Here is a 24,586-nt window from a genome sequence, read left to right on the forward strand (position 1 = left end):
TTACGATTGTCTCTTCACGAACCGGTTCTGTGCATTCTCCCAGATAATTTTGGTTTCAATTTCCTGCCCCAGCTGTGATTCCCTGAGTTTATTCAGGCTCGATTCCAGGTAGAAAAACGGATAATAAGAACCAAACAGGATCTGCTGATACGGAACCTGTTTCATCAGCTTCTCGATCCCGCCTACTTCTTCCAGCATCGCGATCTCAATCGTCAGGTTCGGGTTTTCCGTCAAGCGGGTCAGCTTCGCTCCTCGTAGTGACTTCATCCCATTCAATACGGTAACCTGCAACTGGTCATGCTGTTTCATCAGGCCCGGCAAGGCTTCAAAATTCACATCGGGCACGCGCACCAGCGGATGATGCGTCCGTTCGTCTTCCATCCGCATGGCAATCTGGATGAACAGTCCACGCTCGGCTGCCTGGGCAAACAGCTTCTTCACGGCAGGATCACTGAGTTCGTATTCGTGATAATTCGGATGCAGCCGAATGCCGGGCATCTTCCACTTTTCATGACAGGCAATGACATCCGCTTCCCAGCCTGGAAGTCGCGGGTTAATGCTGCCGACGGGAACCAGGATGCCTTCCCCTTTAGTCTGACACTCTGTAACCAGCCTTTGATTCACCGACATCAGATCTTTGTGGAGCAGTCCATCGAAACTGCCGGCCAGGGCCTGTTGAATCTGATTCTGTTTGAGCTTTCTGACCAGGGAAGCAGTATCATCATTGGGCAGACGCCGGAACGGCCACTGTGAGAGATAAACGTTGACGTCATAAATCATACTTTGATCCCCTTTTCATTCAAAATGGGGGTCAACAGTCGCTTGAGGTTACCACCCAGAATCAGTCGTTTAGACACTTCGGGAATATCGGCTCCCTGAACCTTTGCCAGTTGAGATGAAAAACTGCGGCCGCCAATATCGCTGCCATACAGCACACGTTCTGCTCCTAAAGTGCGGACTGCCATCTCCGTCATCCCGGCCGTCGGATCGGAGCCACCAATTCCCGCATAGAGATTCGGGCTGTTCTGAATCGCCCGCAGACCCAGTTCCCAGTCGCCTCCGGTGTGGCCGGCGATGATGGGGATCTCGGGATGTCTGGCTGCCATCATCGCCAGGTCGCTGGGCGTCGATTCGCCTGTCAGGTTCCCCCCGGTTTTAAACCAGGTATGCTGATAGATCAGGGCCTTGAGTTCCCCCGCGCGTTTAATAATCGGATCGATGGCGGGATCATTACAGCGGGCAGCGACCCACAACTTAACACCGATCATGGGACCATTTTTCACGCAGCGGTCCAGTTCTTCCAGACTTTCATCCACATACTTGGCGTTCAGATAGACGAAGCCAAACGCCCGATCGTGCCAGTGGCTGATGGCCTGCATGACCTGATCATTCTGCTCGCGGAACTGTTTGGGCGTCGGATCGATCAGAAAGGGCCAGCCCATAAAAAAGACCAGGCGTTCTACGCCCATCCGGTCTGCATAGACCATCAACTGGGCGATGCGTTCATCGACCGTTTTTCCATCCACCCCGGAGAGGTGGCAGTGCAGGTCCCAGATCATTGTGTTACTTTCATTTTTCAGTTTCGGTGGGAGCAGCCAGTTTCAATGCGACTTGGGGTGGGTGGGCATAGCTGTTCCAGAGTTGGTCAGTGTTTGAGAGCGCCTGACCATCGTGTACCAGAAATCGGTAGCGACTGATATTAGGCGTCCCGGGTTCTATTTTCCAGTCGCCGAGCACACTGGGGGTAAAAACCATGTAAGGCATAGAGGGATGAATGCGAACCGGCTCCGGGAAGCGAAAGTTCTGTGGGTGACTTAAAATTGTAAAGCCACTGAAGGATTCATCGGCTGTTTTCCGTCCGGAAATATCACACCAGCGGGAGCGGTCGTGATTGCCGTTTTCGCGTGTCTTTCCATTCGAGGTCAGGAAGCGGCAGTTCTCTTTCGTCCAGCCCCGACCACCACGGATCGCCATGCCGCCGTAATGGTATTCGGGTAGGAGCAGCGGGCTGTCCGACGCACAGCGTGCATTGGAGGTGATGTCGTACATCCAGTATTCCGGATCCGCTTCAAGTTGATTCCAGACCCGAATGGTCCAGAGCTCTTTCAAAGCGACTTTTTCAGCAGGTCCTGTCAGATCGACAAATTCCTGTTCGACCTGTAATTCACCAAACACCGGACCGGACTGTTTTGACAGCAGTTTATGAAACCGTACCCGGCCCTTATTACTCTTGATCTCCCAAAAATTGGTAGGGCGTCCCTCAAAAATACATTTGGTATACGCCAGAAACTGTCCGCTCTGGTGAGCATGGTCGGGAGGGAATTCATCCGAGACGACTTTGCCGCCCGGTGTCACGATCGGGTGAATATGAGCACTCCGGCCATAGAGTGGATGCAGGTCTTTCGGCGCGGGAACATGCTTGTAGTTGTAGGACAGTACCTCATGCTGACCAATCATGATCTGGTAGGCCTTGCCGGTATCTTTGATCGTCACTTCGCGGGCCGCAGGTGCTGCTCCCGTTTTCAGTTCCAGCGTTTTCGTCTCACCAGCTGCCAACGTGCCGGGATAAATCAACCAGAGTCGGTTCGGCTGCCCGTCCCGGGTTTCGATCTGGACCGGAATCTTCTCCTGTGAAGCGGGATCAATCAGATGCAGAGGCTGAGTAACCGCTTGGGAATCAGGCAGGTCCACGCTTACAGGTTGATCTCGCAGTGGAGTCTTCCCGGCTCTGATGCTGATCGTGCCGAGTGAAGCGTTCTCTGCAGAAACTGTTTCAATGTGACAGACCACGAGACTGAAGGTCAGAATCAGAAAACTTGCGAGGCGTAGGGCATGGTTCATATGTGCGACTCAATTACTAAAGTGTCATTCCGGGAACGGACTTTATTTATGCTAACTTTGGTGAATCACCAGATGCAAGGCAACTTCAACGCTCTGTATCAGTGTTTCAGGGGCTGCGTTTTATTGACCTGGTGCAGCAGTTTACCCTGTTCGTCATAAAACAGAAACTGGAGCAGAGCTTTCGAATCTTCCTTCTCCGGCGTCACTTTGACATACAGAAAACCGCCCGAAGCCGGATTCGAAGTGTATGGCTGCTTGACCAGGCCTTCCGGGTCGGTCCCCTTTTTGTTTCCCGGGGCGACTCCCAGTCGCGAGTTGGCATCAACCAGAGCACCGGTGGAAAATTCTTCCACTCCGGTGGGATGAATCGAATGGTACTGCCAGTGACGGTCGCCGCACACGATGTAAAATCCGTTCTGGTCCAGCTTCTGCTCTTTAATCCACTGAAAGAACGAATCGCGTTCGTGGCGGAATCCATTGATGTTGGTGTGGTTATCAATTTTTCCTTTCCCGTCGGGGCCGATCATTGGCGTAGGAGAAATCAGCACCTTGAACGTCGCGTCTGAATTCTGCAAAGTCTCCTGCAGCCAGGCACGCTGTTTCTTCCCCCAGATCGTTTTCTCCGGACCATCTTTGTCGCGGTTGTTGCTGCGATAGTCTCGGTTTTCAGTGAACCAGACCTGCAGCAGCTTGCCCATACGATAGGTACGGTAAGTGATCGGATCACTCTCATCCGGATCCACGACTGGTACCTGTTCGCGAAAAGTCTCCAGTCCGAGTTCGACTCCCGGCTCACGCTTCTTCTTTGATAAGTCACAGTCGTTGTGCCGAAAATCGTGGTCGTCCTTTTCCCAATAGGTCGGCACGTTTGCAAACAGGTCGACATAACGAGGCTGCACAAACTGTTCGTGCCATTTCTTTCTCAGCTCGGCAGGGGTCCTGGCGGGATTGTCGTAGGGGTGATCGTAGTAGACGTTATCCCCGGTACCCACGAAAAAGTCCGGTTTGAGCTTGAGGATGCTGGCCAGTGCCGGAAACCCCAGATCGCGATCTTTTCCCTTGTAAGCGGGACGCCCGGCGAGCCCTTTATAGAAGGCGCGATAATTCATTCCCGTCACGACTACGAAGGACATTTCAGCTACTGTCTCGGGTGCGGGAAGCGTCTCAAATGTATTGACGGGTCCCGTTTCGGTTTTGTTTTCTGTTTCGCCGAACTGCAGGCGATAGTAATAACGGGTTCCCGGTTGGAGGCCTGTCACCTTTGTTTTCAGGATAAAGTCAGATTCGGGTTTGGCCGTCAGCCAGTCCGTATAACGCGATTTGGCGAAACTCTTGTCCGTCGAGATTTCAAAACGCCCCACACCCGCTCTGCCGGGAACATCGCCCGTCTTGTCCAGTTCAGGAGCCGTCAGTCGAGACTGGAGTATAACGGAACCGGTATCGACCTCTCCTGCCATCTCTCCCTGTTTACGATCCAGCTGCTGTCCGTATGCGGAACTGCTTTGGTGATCATTCACCAGAAATACGAGCAGGCCAAGTAGGAACAGGCGTGGCGACATTACAGTGAGGCTGGCAGACATGGTGAGTTCTCCACTGATTCCAGGGTTACATTCCTATGCTGAGTTCAGCGTTGATAGTAACCGAAGTCGGGAGAGCCATTCAACTCTGCGTTGTTCAGGGGATCATCCAGGGAACAGGCAGATAATAGACAGGCGGCTGACAGGGGCAATTGGGAGCGATCGCAGGAGCCGGCTGTGCTGGCGTGGGAGTAGCTGGCTTCGCGGGAGCAGCCGGTTGCTGTGGTGCGGCTGGCTTGGCCTCTGGTTGAGGAGCGGGAGCACTGACTTCCTGCTGCAAAGCGGCTTCTTCCAGCGAGCGTCCCTGCAGGACGAGCACGGCCTGTGAGGTGACCTGTCCGGTCTTTACTGCTTTCACTCGAGCACGCAATCGTCGAGATTCATTTCCCGCCAGCTGGTCAATTTTGAAAGTCAACAGACGTCCCTGGTCGTGAGTGAGCCCTTCAGGAAGATCCAGGTTCAGTCTCACATCCGCCTGGGACTGCTGTCCCTGATTCGTTACCACAAAGTCCATCGCGAATACTTCACCAGCGGTGACCGCTTCGGGACCATTGACCTGTAGAGCCAGTTCGGGGGCGGTAATTTCCGTGGCCGAAGTTACATTCGAAGCCAGGCGGATCGCAGAACTGGTCTGTACCTGACCTTCCTGATTCGGAAAGACTTTCACCTGCAGTTCCCGTTCTTCGCCGGCATCCAGTTGTGGCAGTTTCCAGGTGACCAGATTCTGATTGACCTCAGCCGACGGTAAAAGATCTACCAGACTCGCAGTCGGAGAAATCGTCTCTTCTACCTGCACATCATAAACGGGTGAGCTGCCTCCATTCTTAACCAGAATGGAATAAGTAAACAGTTTTTGAGAAGACCCTTCCTGGGGAGCCTGCTTACGGATTTCAATTTGGAGCTCTTCCTGTTGACGTGGTGCCGTCACGCGTGTGAGGTGATCCTGTCGGCTCCGTTCCTGTGGTTGCTCGCGTCCGACCTGCACATGTTCTCCTCCCGGAAAGCGTTCGTGGTACAAGGTGGGACGAATGGCGGGCTCGGACTGTTGATCCGCCCGGACGAGATCGATGCGCTGCCAACTTCGATCAAACAGCAGCCGGTCATCTGGTTCGAGTTGTTGTGGATTCGATATCGCCGTTGGGTTCGCTTCTACCAGAAATGGTTCGTCAATCGCAGGATCGAGCATCTCGCGTTCGATGATCTGAATTCGTTGAACATTCATCGCCAGTTCAGGCGCAGCCGCTGGAGGCTCGGGAGGGATGTTGAAATCGGGCAGCGTAAATTCCGGCATTCTTTCCCGGGGTGCTGCGTGTTCTACCAGAGTGTTTGGCAATTCTCCAAAAGAGACCAGCAGCGGTTCACTCTCCATCAACTCCACAGACAAAGCGGCGTCCGGTTCGACTTCAAGACGTGTATCAATGGGCTCCGAGTCAAAGTCCTGGTATGTGACCGTCGGTTCCAGAATAAAGGGAATTTCCGCTTCAGGAACTGCGGCCACCGGTTCTTTAGAAGGCGCGGGCATCGATAGAAAGAGCAGGGTGGTCAGAGTCAGTGCCACGACGCCCAGAGCAGAGGCCACTGACCATTCCGGGTTACTGTCATATAATGACTTGGCTTTCTGCAGCCAGAGGGGAGCAAAATCTTCGAATTTCAGGGAGAGGTCGTATTCGTCGGCATCGTCGTCGATTTCCTGTGAATACCAGTCCGCTTCCTGGGCAGTCTCATCGCTGAGATCACTGTATTCCCCACTGTCGACCGCTTCCGTTTCCGCTTCAGACGTGAGTTCCTCACTCTGATTCCATTTCGAATTACGGTTTTCCGGCTGGGGCATCACAATCTCAGGTCCGTTGAATTTGCACGTTGCCAACCCTGGCAACAGGCTCCCATAAGATGCATAGTAAGATAGACAGTGCGTGAAAGTTAGCAAAAAGAACCCTCTATGGGAAGTGCGTTTCCTGATTCGGCCCTTCAGAGCGACTGTCTGTGAAAATAGATAAGTCAAGCCGGGCTCGTTGTTCAAACGTGAGCCTTGGAGATTCGCTCCTCCGCATGAATTCTGACTGGCCAGCGGTCCGAGTTCTGGTATGCTGTAAAGAACGGCGTACAGACATCCAGTTTCACCAGCCTCGAGGTACCCCCATGCAATCCATGAATCGTCGTCACTTCCTGAAATCGGCTTCTGCAGGCTTAGTCGCTGCTCAGACTGGTCTGAGCTGGGCTGCTGCGGAGAAAACACAGGAATTACTGCCTCAGAAGGTTGTCGATACCCACACCCACTTCTACGATACCAGCCGGCCTGAAGGCGTTCCCTGGCCCCCGAAAAATTCATCGCTCTACCGGACCGTCCTTCCTAAAGACTTCGTGGCTCTGAAGAAGTACCAGCCGGTCAATGCGACGGTCGTTGTGGAGGCCAGTAAACTGGTCGAAGACAACCAGTGGATCCTCGATGTCGCGAAAGACAACCCGGTGATTATCGGCTTCGTCGGTCGTCTGACTCCCGGCGATCCCCAGTTTCGTCAGCAACTGAAACGGTTCGCTAAAAACCCGATCTACAAAGGCATCCGCGTGAATCATAACCTGGTCGAACCAGGACTCTCACAGCCGCGATTTATCGACGATCTGAAATTCATGGCCGACAAGGGCCTGCAGGTCGATCTCAACGGCGGACCAGTAACTCTGGATGCAGCCCGCAAGGTTGCCCAACAGGTTCCCGACCTGCGTATCGTTGTTGATCACATCGGCAACGTCGTGATCAAAGGGGACGAAATCGATCCGGAATGGCGGCGTTACATGGAAGCATTGGCTGATCAGAAGCAGGTCTTCATCAAGGTCTCTGCCCTGGTGGAAGGCGCCTCGCGTCATCGTCCGAATAATGTCCCCGCAGATGTGAACTATTACCGCCCGACGCTGGATGTCATCTGGAACCAGATTGGTATCGACCGCATGATCTTCGGCAGTAACTGGCCTGTCTCCGAAAGAGCCGCCGACTACGTGACGCTACAGAAAATTCTGGTCGATTATCTGCAGGACAAAGGGCAGGCAGCCCTCGATAAAGTCTTCTGGCAGAACTCCAAAGTCGCCTATCGCTGGGATAAATATCCGGGGGAATGAAGTTAACTCAGGCGGATTTGCTGCTCTTGAAAACTTCAGACTAGCGCGATCATGCGCATCGCTTATCTGCTGTCACAAACATGGAGGCATGTCTTCCAAATATCGTGCTTTTCGTGGTAGTAAAAAATTATCGCTCGTGCACTCAATTTTCAGCTGAACAGACTGAGCTTGAACCCCCCTCTCCGAATCGTATTGTTGTGCAATTGTGCTTCGCGCGCGAGGCGGATGATGCGTGCACTGGAATCTGTTGAACCGGTTCGTCAGCAGCACCTGAATCGGCGTCGATTTTTCCAGTTTTTCACTGGAACAACAGGCATACCTTCCCATTGTCTCCCTGATTTTCAAATCATTTCGCAGCATGTTCGGAGCACAATCAACTCATCTGGCTGCAGGCTCAGCACGGTTCCAGACCCATTGAAAAGCTGCTGCCCTTGACCCATGCGCGCCCTTGTAGAAAATCTGAAATCGTGAAGACCGAATCCCCCAACAGATCGCTCCTCTGGAATGCGAACTTCTCTGCGCTCTCTGGCAGGAGAGGCTGCAAACTCCTCAATTTTTTCAGGGAAGCAGTGGATCTTAACAGATTTTACCGTTGAAGACCCAGGTGAAAAAGCACAGGTTTCAGTAAGTACGGATTTGGAATGTATGCTTGTGTGCACTTGGTGATTCTTCTTAGAGACAACAGTTCGCTCCAGTCAACTCGTGTTAGAAGATGCCAAATTTTCTGAAAGTAAAATAGCGATATAAGTTGTATTGACGTGAATCGATGTAACTAAAATATTTACATACTGTGATAATGTATATTTTATCTTAGTTTGATCAGGTAAAAATTCTGTTTGTGTAATGTACATTATGTTATTAGTCTTGTGTGCAGTATTCTTGTCTTGATCTTTACGTATGTTGATGTTTAGTCTATAAGCTCTCCACGATCCTCTCGGATTCCTCTCTGCCCTGCCGGGCGCATATCACTTCTCAAATACCACCACCATACGGGCCTTTCAAAGTCGCTATCGATTTAGAAATATGGAATGGATTCCAGTGTCATCATCTCAAAACAGACTACATGTCTTTCTGCCAGACTCAGAACATAAGTCATACCCTGTTGAACTCAGTGTTGTGATCCCAACTTTTAACAGGGCAGATCGCCTTACGGAATTACTGAATTGCTGGCTGAAAGTAGATGCTGCGACCACTGTCAAATACGAACTGATTTTTTGCGATGATGGATCAGAAGATGAAACAGTAAAGATTCTCAAGTCTTATCAGAACCAGCTGCCGATGCAGATTCTGGCTAATTCGCATGCCGGCCCGGCAGAAGCCAGAAACAGCGGGATTGAGGCAGCCAGGGGGCGACGACTGCTCTTCCTCGGCGATGACATCTATCCGGGAACTGACCTGTTAAATCTGCATGTCAGGCTGGGGGAAGAATTGGGAGATCATGTTGCCATCCAGGGGCGAGTTGACTGGCATCCCGAACAGAAGCAGAATCATCTGCTGACCCATATTACGGAGATCGGGCACGAACAGTTTTGTTTTGATCAGATGCCGGAAAACAGTTTCGTCGACTACTCCCACTTCTATACCTGTAATGTCAGCGTTTCGAGCAGCCTGCTGTCGCTGGAATCAATCAAGTTCGATACGCGGTTTTACAAAGTCAATTTTGAAGATATTGAGCTGGCTTATCGACTGTCGTCACACGGCATGCAGGTATTCTATGCACCCTCAGCACACGCATTGCATTTTCATGAATATGACGTTGAAGGTTTTTCACGTCGGCAGGAAACTGCGGGAGAAATGGCTTATGTCTTCGGTGTGCTGCATACAGAGTGGGACCGTTGGCTGGGACTTTATTGCTACATCGATCAATATCACAATTATCTACAGGTTCATGGGATTCAAACGCAGCCGCAGCGACAGTTGCCACTGGTCTACCAATGTTGTCACCATCTGGAAGCAAAGCTGAAATCACATCCCGACGATGACAGGTTGAGAAAAATCCTGTCTCTGGTTTATCTCCAGCTTTTCAAGTTCAAATTCATCGCCGGGTATCTGACCCAGTTGGAAGCCTACGACAAATGCAGTGTTGAACATTTTCTCTATGAACTCTGTTTCGGTCATGACTATTACGATGGACTCGAACGTCTGGTTCTGGATCAGTTGAGAGATGAAAACGAACTGATGAACGGAACTCTGCTTGTCCAATATTATCGTCGTCTGCTTCATTTCAAATTAAATCAAGATGATATCAGGCTGGCCAACGAGCTGATCAGTGAGACCCTGCCAGCTGAGTTACGCAACTGGATGGTACGTCCCGGCTTGAAGAAACTGGCGAAGAAGAAAACCAGGGCGTATTTAAGCCAGAAACTGAGGTTTTCAGAAGTCTGGCAACATGCACCCGATGGAAATCAGAGTAGCCAGGAGCCAAACCCTCCAGAGCACGAACAGGTGCAGGTAACAGAAACGCCACTGGCCATGCTTCCCGTGGTAAACAGTCTTCCGCGTGTGGCGATCTTGTCACCACTCTCGATCTCGTCAGACTTGATTCAGGACTACCAGCGAGAATTAGGAGCTTCTGTCCTGTTTCTTCAGAAAACAGACAATGGTTTTCAATATCAACTGGAAGGTGCCACAGGAGTCACTACTGATTTAGACTCTGTCCATTTTGATTATATCCTGCAGGTTCAAAATGAGTCAGAGCTGCCTTTGATCTTTCACATCAAGAATGTTTTGATCTCACTGGCATGCTCACGGGATGATTATGCTCTCATTTCTTATTCCTATGAGCAGGGGCCAACGGTTGGTGTGCAAAATCTCGCGGCGCAGTTATTTCTGAAACGAAGTCTCTTTTTCTCCCCGGAGTCTCTGACAACCGACAGGGGATGTTTCCTGCGACTGTTGCCTGCTCCCGAGGGAGTACAGGAAAACTCCCTCGAAGATCTGTTTGCAGCTGATTCAGAACATCTGCAGGCGATCAATCCCAATCTGAAATTTAACTTTGGTCAACCCGCGCCAAAAATCCCGAGCGTGCTAAATCTGGAGCATCTGCGCGCACCGAATGATAAACCTGTGGTTTTTGTGTTTCCTATCATCATGGCAGTCGGTGGGGCAGAACGTAATATTATTGCAGTCATGCAGGAACTCCAGGCGAAATATCATTTCGTCGTGATTACGTTCGATCCACACACATCACGTGGCGGAAGTCTGCATCATCAGGTTCAGCAGTTTACAGACGATATTTATGACTTCGCAGAAATAGCCCGGGTGGATGATTACCTGGATCTGTTACAGGCATTTAAGCGTCAATTTGATCCGAAACTCATCCTCGTTACGAATGAATCTAACTGGTTTGTTTCCAACAGTCAGAAGATTCGCCAGATTTTTCAGGATGTGCCGATTGTCGATCACCAGGTCTACGATCAGCAGGCGGGGTGGATTCAACACTATACGGACCCGGGGATTCAGAGCTTCGATCGCTTTGTTGCCATCAATCGTAAAATTGAATCAGTGATGCAGACTGAGAAAGGAATTTCACAGGAGCGGATCAGGCATATTTATCATGCGGTCGATACTGCCCGCATTCGGGAGTTTAAGCGTTCGAAGTTCGATGCTGCTACGGTTTGCCGGAAGTATGGCCTGCCTGCAGGCGTCGATAAGTATATTCACATCGCACGGCAGACCTATCAGAAACGACCTCTCGCTTTTCTGGAAATGGTCAGGTCGCTTCAGGACGCAGGGCGGTCCGAATGTTTTATCATGGTGGGAGATGGCGATCTGAGAGGTGATGTCGACGCATATATCAGCACGCATCAACTGAAAAATGTGGCTCACATTCCCTTTGTGAATAATCCCCTGGAATTAATTGCCGTCTCGCGGGGCATGATCTTCACTTCCGCTTTTGAAGGCCTGCCGGTCGCAATGCTGGAAGCGCTTACCCTGGGAGTGCCGGTCTTTTCAACTGATGTAGGAGATATCAAAGTCGTGCTGGATGAATATCAGGCTGGATTCACTTTCCCCGTCGAGTTTAGTGTGCGGGAAGCAGTCTGGTATTTTCATCAGTTCCTGGCACAAAGGGACAGGTACGCAGCCAGTCTCAGTCAGGTCAAAGATCAGATTATCGATCGGTTCAGCGCAGAGACCGTCTCCTCACAATACGACGATCTCTTCCAGGATTGTATCCAGCTGAAACGAGCGGCTTGACATTAAGGATTCAAACCGCACGCGGAACTACCTGGATTTCAGCCCAGCCGTGTTGACGGAGATCACCTCATACTGATGCGCCTGCCCCGGCTCAGCGGCTTTGTCCACGAACTGAAACTTCAGCAGCGGCAGCACGGGGGTATCACCGTAGCTCATGTTCTGAAACAGCGGGCGCCCGAAGCGATTGGTTGGTTTTTCGGGAACCTGGCCGATGGTCTTTCCATCGCGTTGGACCAGAAACTGTTGCAGACCGCTTTCAAAATCCGTACCCGCGTTCCAGGTGATAGTGCCGGTCTTTGAGTCGACTTTGACGTTGGTCGGTGCCGGCGGGGGTGTCTGATCTCCGACAGCACCGGTTTTCACAAAGTCGAGCCAGGCCAGTGCGACGGTTTTGTTGGGCAACCAGACCGCTGTTGCTTTATCACCGGAATACTGATCAAAGGGAACCGGCGTCTCTTGGCTGTTCAATGGTGCCAGCCAGCCTTGTTCTACATTCACTTTTTTCAACGGCGATCTCACCTGGTCCGGGAGCCGCAGCTTGAGGCAGGCGTCGAAGAAGGGAATCGCCAGGTAACGTGAGTCCCCGGTTTCGTGTCCCGTCTGGGGATCCGGGGCAAAGCCGATGGGAGCCCCTTTGGCACGATAGGCTTTGAACATCGCCAGACTACCATCCCAGGCGCGACGGAACCGTTCGTGTCCTTTCTCTTTGAAACCCGGATTGGCCATCATTGGAATCTGCATCGCTGCTGCGGGAATCGTGGGAGCCTCAATCTCACCCTTCGTCCAGTAACCAAAGGCGGTACCAGACTGGAACCAGATCGCGACAATCCGTTCGGGGTACTGCATCTGCATCAGGCTCGACCAGAACCCGCCTCCCGAATGGCCCCAGAGACACCAGGGAGCCGTCGCAACTTCCGGATGACCGGAGAGCTCCGCCAGCTTCTTAAGTGAGTCGGTGAAGACCTGGCTGGACCCGTTCCGCGGATCACACCACAGTCTGCAGTTCTGCGCCTGTACCTGGTGGAAGCTCGGTCCCAACAGGGCACACCCGTTGCGGCGGGCCAGTTCCTGCCAGTGCAGGTCATGAGCGGCAGTCACACTCCCCTTGCAGGACCCTTCACCGCAACCGTGCTGATGTACGATGATCCCGCGGACCTGCTTGAGTCCCTCGGGAATCCAGAGCGTATAAGTCACGCCGATCTGCAGCTGTCCTTCAGCAGGATTATCTGGTTGCTCGTAAGTGGTCGAATAATAGGGCGGATGGTAAGACGCCTCGACCCGCGGTAATTCCAGTGGTCCCTGTTTCTCTTCAGCGAGTACAGGTAGAACAGAGCTGATGACAAAACAGAGCAGGGCAAATGCCGAGGTGTAAGCGCGTGATTTCATGTTGAGGTTCCAGTCTGCAAGGTATGAGTGTAACTTCCGGGCGGGTCGTATTGGGTTAGACTGATATCTTACGAAATACGTACCTGCCTCGCCAGCAAAAACATCCTGCAGCGGAAGAGCCCCCGCTCCCTGCGCAATCAGGCTGGGGAAACGCCAACCAGCGCTGCAACCGGCATGGTCCAGATTTCAAGGTTGTTTTCATCCTTGATTTCGAAGCCGGCCTCTTTCAGAAAGCCAACAGCGTTAATCGGCTGGCAGTCCACGATGTGCGGGAAGTGCTGGTGCATCCATTTGTAGGTCTTCTCGAGGAAACTGTCTTTTTCCCCTTCCTGGGGGAGAGCCATTGAGACCACTCCCAGACGTCCTCCCGGTTTCAGGACCCGACGGATTTCTTTCAGTACCTCCGGAATGGTTTCCAGCGGAAAGAGTTCCAGGGTAAAGCTCATGCTAACCGCATCGAAGGTATTGTCATCGAAGGGCAGCGGAGGTGTATTGGCGACCGACAGTTTAACCCGCTCAGCCAGACCTGCCTCGGCCACGCGTTTTTCAGAGACTTTCTGCATGCCATCGGAAATATCCACTCCGCAGACCTGGCCACTCTCTCCCACTGCTTCTGCCAAAGCGACCAGCGAATGGCCGGTGCCGTACCCGATTTCGAGTACTGTCTCTCCCTCTGAAACAGCCAGGGCTGCCAGCCCTTTTTCACGCGCCACGTGCTCGTTGGAATCGGCGAGCGCGTCATAAGAATGGCTGATGCGATCGTAGAAGGACTTGGTGAGTTTTTCGTCAGTGGTGCTCATGGATGCATTCTCCGCAATCTGGAAGGTGAGAGTCGAACACGCGAAATTATAAATCGATCGATTCCGGGAGAGAAGCCGCAAGAGTTAAATCTGTCTGAAGTTCATTAAGTTACAGTTTCGAAATTTCAGACGCGTCAACTTGACACTCTGACAATGCGAAACTTCCTGAAGAAAATTGAACTTCTGCAAAACAGAGTTTTTTAGAATTCCTTTCGTGCGCAGAGGATGATACAACATAGGCTGAGTCATCATCAGAATCATTTTAATGGAGCAAGGGTGCCTTCGCTTAACCTTGTTTCATATTCAGGAGGAATAGCTATGCGGAATGTCCTGGCATTGATACTGGCAGGAGGCAAGGGATCGCGTCTTGAGCCTCTCACCCGGGATCGGGCGAAACCTGCGGTACCGTTTGGAGGCGGTTACCGGATTATCGATTTTACCCTTTCCAACTGTATCAACAGTGGACTGCGGCGGGTTCTGATTCTGACCCAGTACAAGGCAGCCAGTCTCGACCGTCATATTAACCTGGGCTGGCGATTCCTCTGTCGGGAGTTGAATGAGTTCATCGATGTTCTGCCTCCCCAGCAGAGAATTGACGAACAGTGGTACCAGGGAACCGCTGACGCCGTCTATCAGAATATTTATACCATCGAACGCGCCCGTTCCGATTACATTCTGATCCTCTCCGGCGATCACATTTATAAAATGGATTACTCAAAACTGATCAACGATCACCGTGAATCAGGGGCCGAAGTCACTATCGGGTGTATTCCTGTGGACCGCACCGAAGCAACCCAGTTCGGCGTCATGGGAGTCGATGATGACATGCGGGTCGTCAAGTTCGAAGAAAAACCCGCTTCCCCCGCCCCGATGCCGACTCATCCGGATAAGAGTCTGGCTTCGATGGGGATTTATGTCTTCAACACCAACTTTCTGTTTGAGCGCCTCTGCTACGACGCCACTCAGCTCGACAGCGCGCACGATTTTGGTAAGAACATCATTCCCTCGATCATTGATGACCACCTGATCCGTGCCTATCCCTTCCAGGATAAAAACACCGGCGACGGCTATTACTGGCGCGACGTAGGAACCATTGACGCTTACTACGAAGCCAATATGGACCTGATCTCCGTACATCCGCAGTTGAATCTCTACGATAATACCTGGCCGATTCGCTCGTACCAGGCACCCGATCCACCACCGAAGTTCGTCTTCGCTCAAAGCGAAGGTTCCAAGCCCCGCGTCGGGCAGGCGGTCGACAGTATGGTCTGTCCGGGGTCGATTATTTCCGGTGGCCGCGTGAGCCAGTCGATCATCTCCTCGAATGTCCGCGTCAACAGTTGGGCCGAGGTTGATAATTCGATTCTCTTCTCCGGCGTGAACGTCGGGCGACATGCCAAGATCCGGAATGCGATCATCGATAAAGGGGTTTCGATCCCCAAAGGCTGCGAGATCGGCTATGACCTGGAGCAGGATAAAAAACGGGGCTTTACCGTTTCTGAATCCGGTATCGTCGTAATCGGCAAGATGGATGGTTTCCCCGAAGAGGGTTGAAACTGATCCAGAACGAACGCAAAAACAAAAGGCCCGTCTCGTGAGTCACTCAACGAGACGGGCCTTTGCGCATAAAAATTCCCGGAAGCAGTAGCCCAGGGGGGAAGGACATGCACCACTTCCGGGAGGCGATTGTTCGCCTTAAATTTTCATCCTGTTATTCACGGTCTGGCAGGTATCAGTCTGGAGTGACTTCAAAAAAGATCGATGCCTCAGCGTCCGTGCCTCGGGCATTCGATCTTTCCGTTGAGTGAATGAAATCACTCAACGAACACCGGTATTTGCTTGAAGGTTGAAACAGAGAATGATAACTGTCATTCTGAGGTGTGATAGTAACAGGAATTGTCTTCTCGAAATTGATTTCATTAACTTGAACGTTAATGGTGCGGGGAGAATAGAAGTTCCCCCGGAATCGGTCAAGACCAATTCAAAGCGTTTTTTCAATTTGAGTTTTCAAAACATTTAACACATGTAAATCTTTCAAAAACAAACCAAATCCACACATTCGAAAGGGAATGGCATAATGCTTCGACGTTGTTTGGTACTGCTGACAGTATTGAGCTGTCTGAATCTGTTTCTGACCACGGTCACCCGCGCCGCTGATCAACAGAAACCGAATATCATTTTTATCATGGCAGACGATCTGGGTTATGCGGAAGTTGGCTGTTACGGTCAGACGAAAATCAAAACGCCGCACATTGATCAGCTGGCAGCAGACGGTATGAAGTTCACCCAGGCTTATGCCGGTTGCATGGTTTGCCAGCCTTCACGGAGCGTATTGATGACGGGGCAGCACACCGGTCATACCGCCGTGCGTGCCAATGATCTGAATCAGCTGCTCTATGAAGAAGATAAGACCGTTGCCGAAGTATTGAAGTCCGCCGGTTACGCCACGGGCTGTTTCGGGAAATGGGGATTGGGTTACGAAGGCACGCCGGGACGTCCGAATCAGAAAGGCTTCGACCAGTTTACCGGTCAACTCCTGCAGGTGCATGCCCATTTCTACTATCCCTTCTGGATCTGGCGGAATGAAGAAAAGGTCATGCTGCCGGAAAATGAAAATAATCAGCGGGGGACCTACATCCAGGATCTGATTCACGCAGACGCCAAAAGTTTTATCCGCCAGAACAGCAAACAGCCCTTTTTTGCGTACCTGTCGTATATCCTGCCCCACGTGGAACTGGTGGTGCCGGAAGAATCAGAACGTCCCTACCGGGGAAAATTCCCCAAACGGGAGATTAAAGATCCGCGTCCCGGTTACATTGGTTCCGAAGATGGCCTCACGACCTTTGCCGGAATGGTTTCACGCCTTGATGCACATGTAGGGGAAGTAGTGAAACTGCTCGAAGAGCTGGGCATCCGTGATAACACGCTGATTATCTTTACTTCCGACAACGGCGGGCAGGGGGGCAACTGGAAAGAGATGACCGATTTCTTTGACGGCAATGCACCCCTCAAAGGCCATAAGGGAACCATGTACGAAGGCGGCCTGCGGGTCCCCTTCATCGCCAGCTGGCCCGGCAAGATTGCTCCCGGCACCACATCTGATTTACAGATCGCCTTCTGGGATATGCTGCCCACCTTCGCTGATGTGGCTCATGCAAAGGTACCCGCCGGCGTTGATATCGACGGCATTTCGATTCTGCCGACGCTGCTCGGGAAGGGAACTCAGAAAAAACATGATTACCTTTACTGGGAATACACCAAAGGCCAGATTCGCTCCCGGGCACTGCGGATGGGAGACTGGAAAGCCGTTCAGAACCGGATGAATCGGCCGATTGAACTCTACAATCTGAACCAGGATGTCGGCGAGACGAAAAATCTGGCTGAGCAGCATCCGGAGCAGGTCAAACAGATGACCGAAGCCATGCAGCAGGCCCACACGGCACCCCGCGACTTTCCGCAGACCCTCAAGCCGGTTGGCATCAAGGGCTACGTGAAATAAGCAGTTGAGTACCAGGCAAAAGAAAAACCGCGGTCTGTTTCCAGACCGCGGTTTTTTTTTGTGTCAACTATGATCGTCCGGGCTTAGTTAGCCAGATCCCACCACCAGCGACCGACGGGCAGGGCCGGGGCCTGTGATTTGGTGGAGACGGCTCCCACTTCGGGAGAGACCTTCAGGTTGTTCTGGTTCTTAACGACCGATGCCGTATCGACGCGAACACCGCCGGCTACCTGAACCACAACGTCTTTGCCGTTGTAGACCCGGTGATTGACGACCGTTTCGACCGTGTGAGCAGGCTTGTATTCTGCGGGACGATACATGCCGTTCGAAGCGAAGGCATTCATTTCCCAGCCAGCACGGTCAGCCAGCTGCTCGTTCTGCATCAGGGCAGCGACCAGGGCCAGATCGAAAATGTTCTGCAGGTCGGCGTAAACCAGATCTTTCTGGGCCAGTTCCTGATAATGTTTTGTGAAGTTGGCTGCGAATTCGCGGTTCAGCTTTTCGGCCTGACCGGTCTGCAGACGCTGACCTTCTTTGGTCACGATCTGGTTTTCAGACTGACAGAGAACTGAAGAGCCAACCAGCTCGAAGGCGGTCCGCTGTGGGTTGTGCAGTACGGAATCGTACTTCATGGTCAGCCACCAGCGAAGTGCTTCCAGCTTCTGAGCCGACTGTGAGTTTTCTTTGGCCAGCAGATCGAAGTAACTGGGGATATTCGCACCAGCGTCGAGTTTGCCGATTCCGATCATTTTCATCCGGTAGTCAGCTTCGATCAGAACACGGGCCACACGGGAAGTGTCAGGCACACCGTACTGGGTGATGTCCTGGACGCCCAGTTTGTCTTTCAGCTGACGAGTCCAGTTCCGAACACCGCCACCAGCGTGCAGAGGTCCGCGGGCATTGGACTGAGCGACGAATTCTTTCACACGGGCCAGTCCTTCAGGACGAGGATCGAAAGAACAGCCGAAGATTTTTTCACCCTGGTCAGAGAAGGTCCGCAATACGGTAACGAGGTCATCCAGCTGCAGTACGGGACGTCCGCTTTCGACACCCACTGCCTGGCCCTGCTCGTTGTAGATCCAGGCTTCAGCCGGACCGGCGATCACGACTTCGTTCTCTTTCGGATAAACAAAGATGTATTGAACTTTGGTCAGACCGGCGAGCATTTTCATGGTTTCGACCGGTGAACGACCTTCTTCGATTAACTGCTGTACCTGCTGTTCCAGACGTGTCAGCGAAACCAGACGCAGCTGGCTGTTCTGAGCAACATTCTGATTCAGGTTAGCCTGACGGGCTTTGATGCCCAGGGCTGCCAGTTGTCCGTTGCGTTCCTGCTGGCTGATCTGATGCAGCAGTCCGTTGGGATCGACTTTTACCCCACTGGAAAACTGACTGATTTCCCCGTCACCTTCCCCGGTGTCTGACCAGAGGCCAGAAGTCTGTGTCTGAATCAGCTGAATCAGTTCGGTGAAGTCGGCCAGCTGAGAACCCCCGGCCAGTGACATGGCCTGGGCTCGTTCGCTCATTGCTTGAGTGCGGGCTTCTGCCAGCGGGATCCGGTTGATCGTTCCCAGGGCGGCAACAAAGTCGCCGGAATCCATCTGGGCTTTGACAACCATCTTCAGCAGCATGGTGCGTTCATTCAGGTCAGCGACGGTCTCTGCGGTTTCAATCGCCTGACCAAATTCACCGGCAGCCAGTTGAGCGGCGACCATTTCTTCAGGAGTGACTCGCGGAGTTTCCTGAACCGGTTCAGGAGTTTGTTCCGGCACAACCACAACTTCTTCCTGTTGTTCTTCCATGACCAGTGGAGTTTCTGCAGGAGCCTGAATTTGCTCATCCACTTTTTCCACGGTCACTTGAGGCTGGCGGTTCACCAGATAAAACGTGACTGCCAGTACGATTGATAAACAGGCGATGGTTGCCAGAACTGAAACAACACTGGAGCCGACTCGAGGGTTTTTAGGGCGCATGGACGCTCTCCGATTGGCACTGATATTTGACGGTTCGATTTGCAGGCCGTGTGTACACGTTCTGCAAGATAGGGAATCTAAGTACTTTATGATCTAGGATCGTCCAACTTTGGCCCAACGTCAAGCGTAATCTCAAATTTCTTCTTCTTCCTGTTTCAGCTGAACGCTGACATCGAAAGAACAGTTACAGGTAGTAGAATAGAAACACTTCGTTCAAAATTGTTGACAACGCAGAACCGCTACCATTGCTATAGAAAGTATAATCGTGCCAGAGCTGCCGGAAGTGGAAACCATGGTACGGGGCATCCGCGATGCCGTCGTAGGCGCCCGGATCCGTGAATTCGTCAAATGTCGCTGTACCTGTAAGCCGATTTCGATGAAACCAGGCCTGAAGTCGATCCAGGGCAGGGTTTTCAATCAGTCGGTGGTTTCCGTAAGGAGACTCGCGAAACGCGTGATACTGGATCTGGAAAACGAGGAGTCGTTCGTCATTGAACCCCGTATGACTGGACTGATGTTACTCTCGGATCCCCCGGATCGCGAACACCTCCGCCTGGAATGGCGTCTACAGAACGGACGCAAGCAGACATCACTCTGGTTCTGGGACCGTCGCGGACTGGGAACGGTTCAACTATTACGCAAAGCCGAACTGGAGACCGTGCTCGGCCCCGCAAAGCTCGGCCCGGATGCCCTGGCCCTGACACTTAAGGAACTTGAGCAGCGGTGTACCCGCACCAGCCGGGCGATCAAAGTTGCCTTACTGGACCAGAAAATGGTTGCCGGCATCGGGAATCTCTACGCCAGTGAGATTCTGCATCTGAGCCGGATTCATCCCGAGCGCCCCGCCAATGAACTGAACGCAGACGAAGTCAAAGCCCTGCACCAGGCGACGCGCAAGATACTAAAGACCGCCATTCGCTACGAAGGCTCAACACTCGGCGATGGCACTTATCGGAACGCGTTGAACAAATCGGGCGGGTATCAGAATCATCACCGCGTCTACAGCCGGGCGGGAGAACACTGTCCCACCTGCCGGGGGCGGAGATCATTCGCATCGTCCAGGCGCAGCGCTCCACTTTCTACTGTCCCTGTTGCCAGGTCGGTCACAGCCTCTGAGGATTTCTCAGATATTTCAATGAATTGGGAGTAGAATTGGCGAATCGTGCTTTTCTCTCCGCTTAATTTTGGAATAAGATCAGAGGATACTCGGGCTCGGGGCCTTGGTCTGATCCTGATTCGTTAGCAGCTGGAAGTCCATGTCGTATCGCGTCTTTAAAAAACTGCTCGGTGAAACCAATCTTGAACGGAAGTGCCGCTTCCTGTTCGGCGGGGGGCTTATGGTCCTGATTACCGCCAGTTTCTCCCTCAATACCTGGATGAACAACCAGGTGCTGGATGAGCAGAACGTGACCTCCGCCCGGCTGCTGGTGGCCCCCATCATTCTGGAAAAGCACTGGAAGTGGTCCGAGAACAACAAGGAATACCGCGAGCTGATCGAAAAGATCGCTCAGTCGGTGAAGTCCAAGGACCTCGGAAATTACAGCTGGTCGGTTTTCAAAGCCAACCCTTCGAACGCCGACTCCAAGGAACGCCCCATCGACAGTGCCGGCTACGAGGCGCTCGAACGCATCAAGCAGGGTGAGAACGAAATTTTCTACGCTGACGTGTCTGAGGGCAAATTCCAGTATTACAGCGCCATTCACGCCACCGAATCCTGTGTCTCCTGTCATCGTCTGCACGATGATCCGGATCTCGAACTCGGCGGTCTGATCGGCATCGTCAATATTCGCTTCCCCTCACAGAAGGTGGAACAGGCCCAGAACTGGAACCGGGCGATCAACGTCGCTTCAGCTTTGATCACCGCCGTCCTGGCGATGCTCGCCGCTTACGCCATCGTGCGCTATGTGATCGTCAAGCCGGTCCTGCACCTCAAGGACGTCAGCGATGAAATCGCGCACGGCAATCTTGATCTGCGAGCCGACATTCGCACCGGGGATGAATTCGAAGAACTGAGCTACGCGTTCAACCGTATGTTGCGTCACCTCGTTACGGTGCAGGAAGAACTCCGGACCGTCAACACCGACCTTGATACGAAAGTCGATGAACTCGCGCAGGTGAACCTCCGACTTTACGAGATGAATAAACTCAAGGACGAGTTCCTGGCCACGATGAGCCACGAACTCCGCACGCCGCTGAACAGTATTCTGGGCTTCAGCGATCTCCTGGCGAACTCTAAAGATCTGGGAGAGAAACAGAAACGCTACGTCGCCAACATTCAGATGTCGGGGAAAAACCTGCTCGCCCAGATCAACGATGTGCTGGACCTGGCAAAAATCGAGAGCGGCAAAATGGAACTGCAGCTTTCGGAGATTTCCATCGCGGATCTGATCGAACGTCGCGTGGGAACCATGCTGCCGCTGGCGGACAAAAAGAATATCGAACTCACTTCGGAAATCGATCCAAAGATTCCGATCCTCTTCCAGGACTCGGTCAAGATTCAGCAGATTCTCAATAACCTGCTTTCGAATGCCATCAAGTTCACTCCGGAAGGGGGACGCGTGCATGTCTCGGCGACCCTCTGTGAAGACGATCCGGAACTGTTCGATCTTTTAGTCCGCGATAACGGCATCGGGATTCCCCTGGATGAGCAGGAATTCATCTTCGAAAAATTCCGCCAGGGGAAATCGAACTCGGAAACCCGGGATACGATGAGCCGCTCTTACGAAGGCACCGGCCTGGGACTTTCCATCATTCGCGAACTTTCCAAGCTGCTGGACGGGGAAGTCTTTCTCGAAAGTGAATTCGGTCGCGGCAGTCAGTTTACGGTGCGACTCCCCGTTCGCATGCAGGTCGATGCAGACAACCTGCTCTCTGATATCAACGACACCTCTGTCGGCATGAATCGCCTTAAATCCTCGGACCTGGCTAAATACGCGGAAAAACTGGCCGAGAACAAGCATTCTGAGTCACGCACTCCTTGAATCTGTTGATCAGAGAGCCTACCCTTTGCACATTGGTCGGGATTCGCGCCGACAGGAATCATTTTCTTTGCTGACTCAGGAATTGTGTAAGTGGCTCTGGAGCTGAAAAACCCCCATAGTGTGCTGGCTGCCTTGAAAACCCGCCCCATCGACGTGACCGAAATCCGTCTGACCGCGGGAGCCTCACAGGGAAACTGGGGAGACGTAGCCGATGAAGCCCGCAGTCATGGCATTCCCGTCGTGGTCCGCAAGGCACCACCCCAAAAGATGAAACGCCGCCAGTCGGAAGATCAGGGCCGCCGCACCGCAGGTTCCGTGGCGCTGGTCAAACCCCGCATACCCTCTTCGCTGAGTGAACTGTTTGCACTCGATAAATCAGAGGGCGAATCCCGCGGACTCTGGCTGGCCCTGGACTGCATTCAGGATCCGCACAACATCGGCGCCATTTTTCGAACTGCAGGGTTTTTCGGCGTGCGAGGTGTGATCCTGACCAAAGACCGTTCGGCGCCCCTGAACGGCACTGTCTACGATGTTGCTTCAGGAGGCATGGAAGGGGTTCCCTTCGCCGTTGAAACCAATCTGAGTCGCGCAATCACCGAAGCCAAGGAAGCCGGCATCTGGATCATGGGGACGTCCGAACATGCGGAAGAAGACGTCGCCGCTTACAGCCAGGATCGCCCCTGGATGGTCGTCATCGGCAATGAAGAGAAGGGCCTCAGAAGGCTCACGCTCGAACAATGCGATGTCGTCTGTCGCCTCACTTCAGCGGGGCTCGTCGATTCTCTGAATGCTTCCGTCGCCGCAGGAATTATGATCGCCCGCTTTTCTCCTTTCGGACCCGGCGTGAAATAAGTTTCCCCTTCGTTCACGCCTGAAAATCCTGCAGGTTGCCACACAATCAGCAAAATTGTGACGATTGTTACAACACCCTGCACTGGTAGTGGTTAAAGCGATTATTCTCGATCTCTGTCCTCTGCGGTGCTCTCTTGCGCATCTGCGCGCCCGGCTTCCATGACTTATTATTTTGGTTATATGGGAAATGACTGCATATAATAGGGATCAGGATATCGAGCGAAGGATGTTCGATAATGATTAAGAGGAAACGTCTGAATTCCATGCCAGATACCCGGCAAACGGATGCTACATTGAAAGTACAACTTAGGGGCCATTCGTAGAGACAGACTTGGGCGTCTGCTGGCTGTATTGTTCTGGCCCGACGAAATTTGATCTTTGCAGGAACAGAAACGTGACAAATTACTTAGTAACCGGCGGTGCAGGCTTCATTGGATCTCATCTGGCGACTCGGTTGATCAATGACGGACATCGGGTCCGTGTCTTTGACAATCTCAGCACGGGTGCTTTGAAGAACCTGGAGCACATTAAAGAGCAGGTCGAATTCGTTGAGGGAGATCTCCGTGACCTGTCCGCCGTTGAAGCCGCTGCCAAAGATGTCGATATCATCTTCCATCAGGCCGCCCTGGCTTCCGTTCCACGCAGTGTCGATCACCCACTTGATACACACGAAGCCTGTGTCACCGGAACCATTCACGTGCTTGATGCTGCCCGTCGCTCGGGCGTACAGCGCGTCGTTTACGCCGGTTCCAGCAGTGCATACGGCAACCAGAAACAGATGCCCAAGCATGAAGGTCAGACACCCGAAGTGCTGTCACCTTATGCCGCCGCCAAGCTGGCCGGCGAACTTTACTGCCAGGCTTTTGCCAATTCTTACTCACTGGAAACCGTACGAATTCGGTATTTCAACGTCTTTGGACCCCGTCAGGATCCCAACAGCCCTTACTCGGCTGTGATTCCGTTATTTGCTTCCGCTTTACTGGAAGGCAAACGCCCCGTAATCTTCGGCGATGGTTTACAGTCTCGTGATTTCACCTTCGTTGATAACGTGGTGCAGGCGAACATTCTGGCCTCTCAGGCAGACGCTGCCGTCGTTTCAGGTAATGTTTACAACGTTGCCTGTGGCAGTTCGCTGAACCTGATCGATCTCTTGAAGTTCATCTGCGAACAGTTGGACAAACCGTTCGATCTCGATTTCCAGCCGCCTCGTACCGGCGATGTCAAACATTCGTGGGCCGATATTTCCGCTGCTGAGCGGGACCTGGGCTACGAACCTGTCGTAGATATTCAGGAAGGACTGCGGCGGACCATCGAATGGTATGCTGAGTACGTTGGTGCAGAATCCAGTAAATGCCTGGGCGGTTGTTAA

At 52.5% G+C, this 24,586-nt stretch carries 16 protein-coding genes; 8 read left to right on the top strand and 8 right to left on the bottom strand.

What is annotated here, in order from left to right; genetic code table 11:
• The 5 genes from F1728_RS23190 to F1728_RS23210 all read right to left on the bottom strand — a co-directional run bounded on the left by F1728_RS23190 (window position 1) and on the right by F1728_RS23210 (window position 6,249).
• Window positions 1–780: an amidohydrolase family protein gene (locus F1728_RS23190; RefSeq protein WP_155366061.1), complete on the bottom strand. Its 780-nt coding sequence runs from the start codon at window positions 778–780 to the stop codon at window positions 1–3.
• Complete coding sequence (locus tag F1728_RS23195; RefSeq protein WP_155366062.1) at window positions 777–1,559, bottom strand: amidohydrolase family protein; 783 nt, start codon at window positions 1,557–1,559, stop codon at window positions 777–779. The genes F1728_RS23190 and F1728_RS23195 overlap by 4 nt, the downstream gene beginning before the upstream one ends.
• 10 nt (window positions 1,560–1,569) lie before the next feature.
• Window positions 1,570–2,841, bottom strand: a complete 1,272-nt coding sequence (locus F1728_RS23200) for a DUF6807 domain-containing protein (RefSeq protein ID WP_155366063.1) — start codon at window positions 2,839–2,841, stop codon at window positions 1,570–1,572.
• A gap of 98 nt (window positions 2,842–2,939) precedes the next feature.
• A complete protein-coding gene (locus F1728_RS23205; protein ID WP_228030309.1) occupies window positions 2,940–4,421 on the bottom strand; it encodes an alkaline phosphatase D family protein in 1,482 nt (493 codons plus the stop codon).
• Between the two features lie 94 nt (window positions 4,422–4,515).
• Window positions 4,516–6,249 (bottom strand): COG1361 family protein, encoded by a 1,734-nt coding sequence (locus F1728_RS23210; RefSeq protein ID WP_155366064.1) that lies wholly within the window; start codon window positions 6,247–6,249, stop codon window positions 4,516–4,518.
• A 308-nt stretch (window positions 6,250–6,557) separates the two neighbouring features.
• Here F1728_RS23210 and F1728_RS23215 point away from each other — a divergent pair, with 308 nt between their 5' ends.
• Both F1728_RS23215 and F1728_RS23220 read left to right on the top strand, forming a co-directional pair.
• The gene (locus F1728_RS23215; protein ID WP_155366065.1) at window positions 6,558–7,529 is read left to right on the top strand and encodes an amidohydrolase family protein; all 972 of its coding nucleotides are present in this window, start codon (window positions 6,558–6,560) and stop codon (window positions 7,527–7,529) included.
• Between the two features lie 1,023 nt (window positions 7,530–8,552).
• Window positions 8,553–11,726, top strand: a complete 3,174-nt coding sequence (locus tag F1728_RS23220) for a glycosyltransferase (RefSeq protein WP_155366066.1) — start codon at window positions 8,553–8,555, stop codon at window positions 11,724–11,726.
• Between the two features lie 27 nt (window positions 11,727–11,753).
• Here F1728_RS23220 and F1728_RS23225 read toward each other — a convergent pair whose 3' ends face one another.
• Window positions 11,754–13,112, bottom strand: a complete 1,359-nt coding sequence (locus F1728_RS23225; RefSeq protein ID WP_155366067.1) for an alpha/beta hydrolase — start codon at window positions 13,110–13,112, stop codon at window positions 11,754–11,756.
• A 137-nt stretch (window positions 13,113–13,249) separates the two neighbouring features.
• Entirely contained in the window at window positions 13,250–13,912 is a 663-nt protein-coding gene (locus F1728_RS23230; protein WP_155366068.1) for a class I SAM-dependent methyltransferase, read from the bottom strand.
• A 318-nt stretch (window positions 13,913–14,230) separates the two neighbouring features.
• Between F1728_RS23230 and glgC the strand changes: the two genes are divergently transcribed.
• Together glgC and F1728_RS23240 are read left to right on the top strand one after the other, a co-directional pair.
• Window positions 14,231–15,466, top strand: a complete 1,236-nt coding sequence (gene glgC / locus F1728_RS23235; protein ID WP_145189100.1) for a glucose-1-phosphate adenylyltransferase — start codon at window positions 14,231–14,233, stop codon at window positions 15,464–15,466.
• A gap of 523 nt (window positions 15,467–15,989) precedes the next feature.
• Window positions 15,990–17,411 carry an arylsulfatase gene (locus F1728_RS23240; protein ID WP_155366069.1) on the top strand — a complete coding sequence of 474 codons (1,422 nt, stop codon included), beginning with the start codon at window positions 15,990–15,992 and terminating at the stop codon, window positions 17,409–17,411.
• Window positions 17,412–17,494: 83 nt separating this feature from the next.
• Here the strand turns inward: F1728_RS23240 and F1728_RS23245 are convergent, their stop codons facing one another.
• Window positions 17,495–19,384 carry a DUF1598 domain-containing protein gene (locus tag F1728_RS23245; RefSeq protein WP_155366070.1) on the bottom strand — a complete coding sequence of 630 codons (1,890 nt, stop codon included), beginning with the start codon at window positions 19,382–19,384 and terminating at the stop codon, window positions 17,495–17,497.
• A 265-nt stretch (window positions 19,385–19,649) separates the two neighbouring features.
• On the opposite strand from F1728_RS23245, the gene mutM reads away from it, so the two are divergent.
• The 4 genes from mutM to F1728_RS23265 all read left to right on the top strand — a co-directional run bounded on the left by mutM (window position 19,650) and on the right by F1728_RS23265 (window position 24,586).
• On the top strand, window positions 19,650–20,534 hold the full coding sequence (mutM, locus tag F1728_RS23250) for a DNA-formamidopyrimidine glycosylase (protein ID WP_449267412.1): 885 nt from the start codon (window positions 19,650–19,652) through the stop codon (window positions 20,532–20,534).
• Between the two features lie 106 nt (window positions 20,535–20,640).
• The gene (locus F1728_RS23255) at window positions 20,641–22,365 is read left to right on the top strand and encodes an ATP-binding protein (RefSeq protein WP_155366071.1); all 1,725 of its coding nucleotides are present in this window, start codon (window positions 20,641–20,643) and stop codon (window positions 22,363–22,365) included.
• Between the two features lie 90 nt (window positions 22,366–22,455).
• Window positions 22,456–23,217 (top strand): 23S rRNA (guanosine(2251)-2'-O)-methyltransferase RlmB, encoded by a 762-nt coding sequence (gene rlmB / locus F1728_RS23260; protein WP_145442060.1) that lies wholly within the window; start codon window positions 22,456–22,458, stop codon window positions 23,215–23,217.
• Window positions 23,218–23,611: 394 nt separating this feature from the next.
• A complete protein-coding gene (locus F1728_RS23265) occupies window positions 23,612–24,586 on the top strand; it encodes an SDR family oxidoreductase (RefSeq protein ID WP_155366072.1) in 975 nt (324 codons plus the stop codon).

Origin of the sequence: Gimesia benthica (genome assembly GCF_009720525.1) — a bacterium.
Classification (GTDB): domain Bacteria; phylum Planctomycetota; class Planctomycetia; order Planctomycetales; family Planctomycetaceae; genus Gimesia; species Gimesia benthica.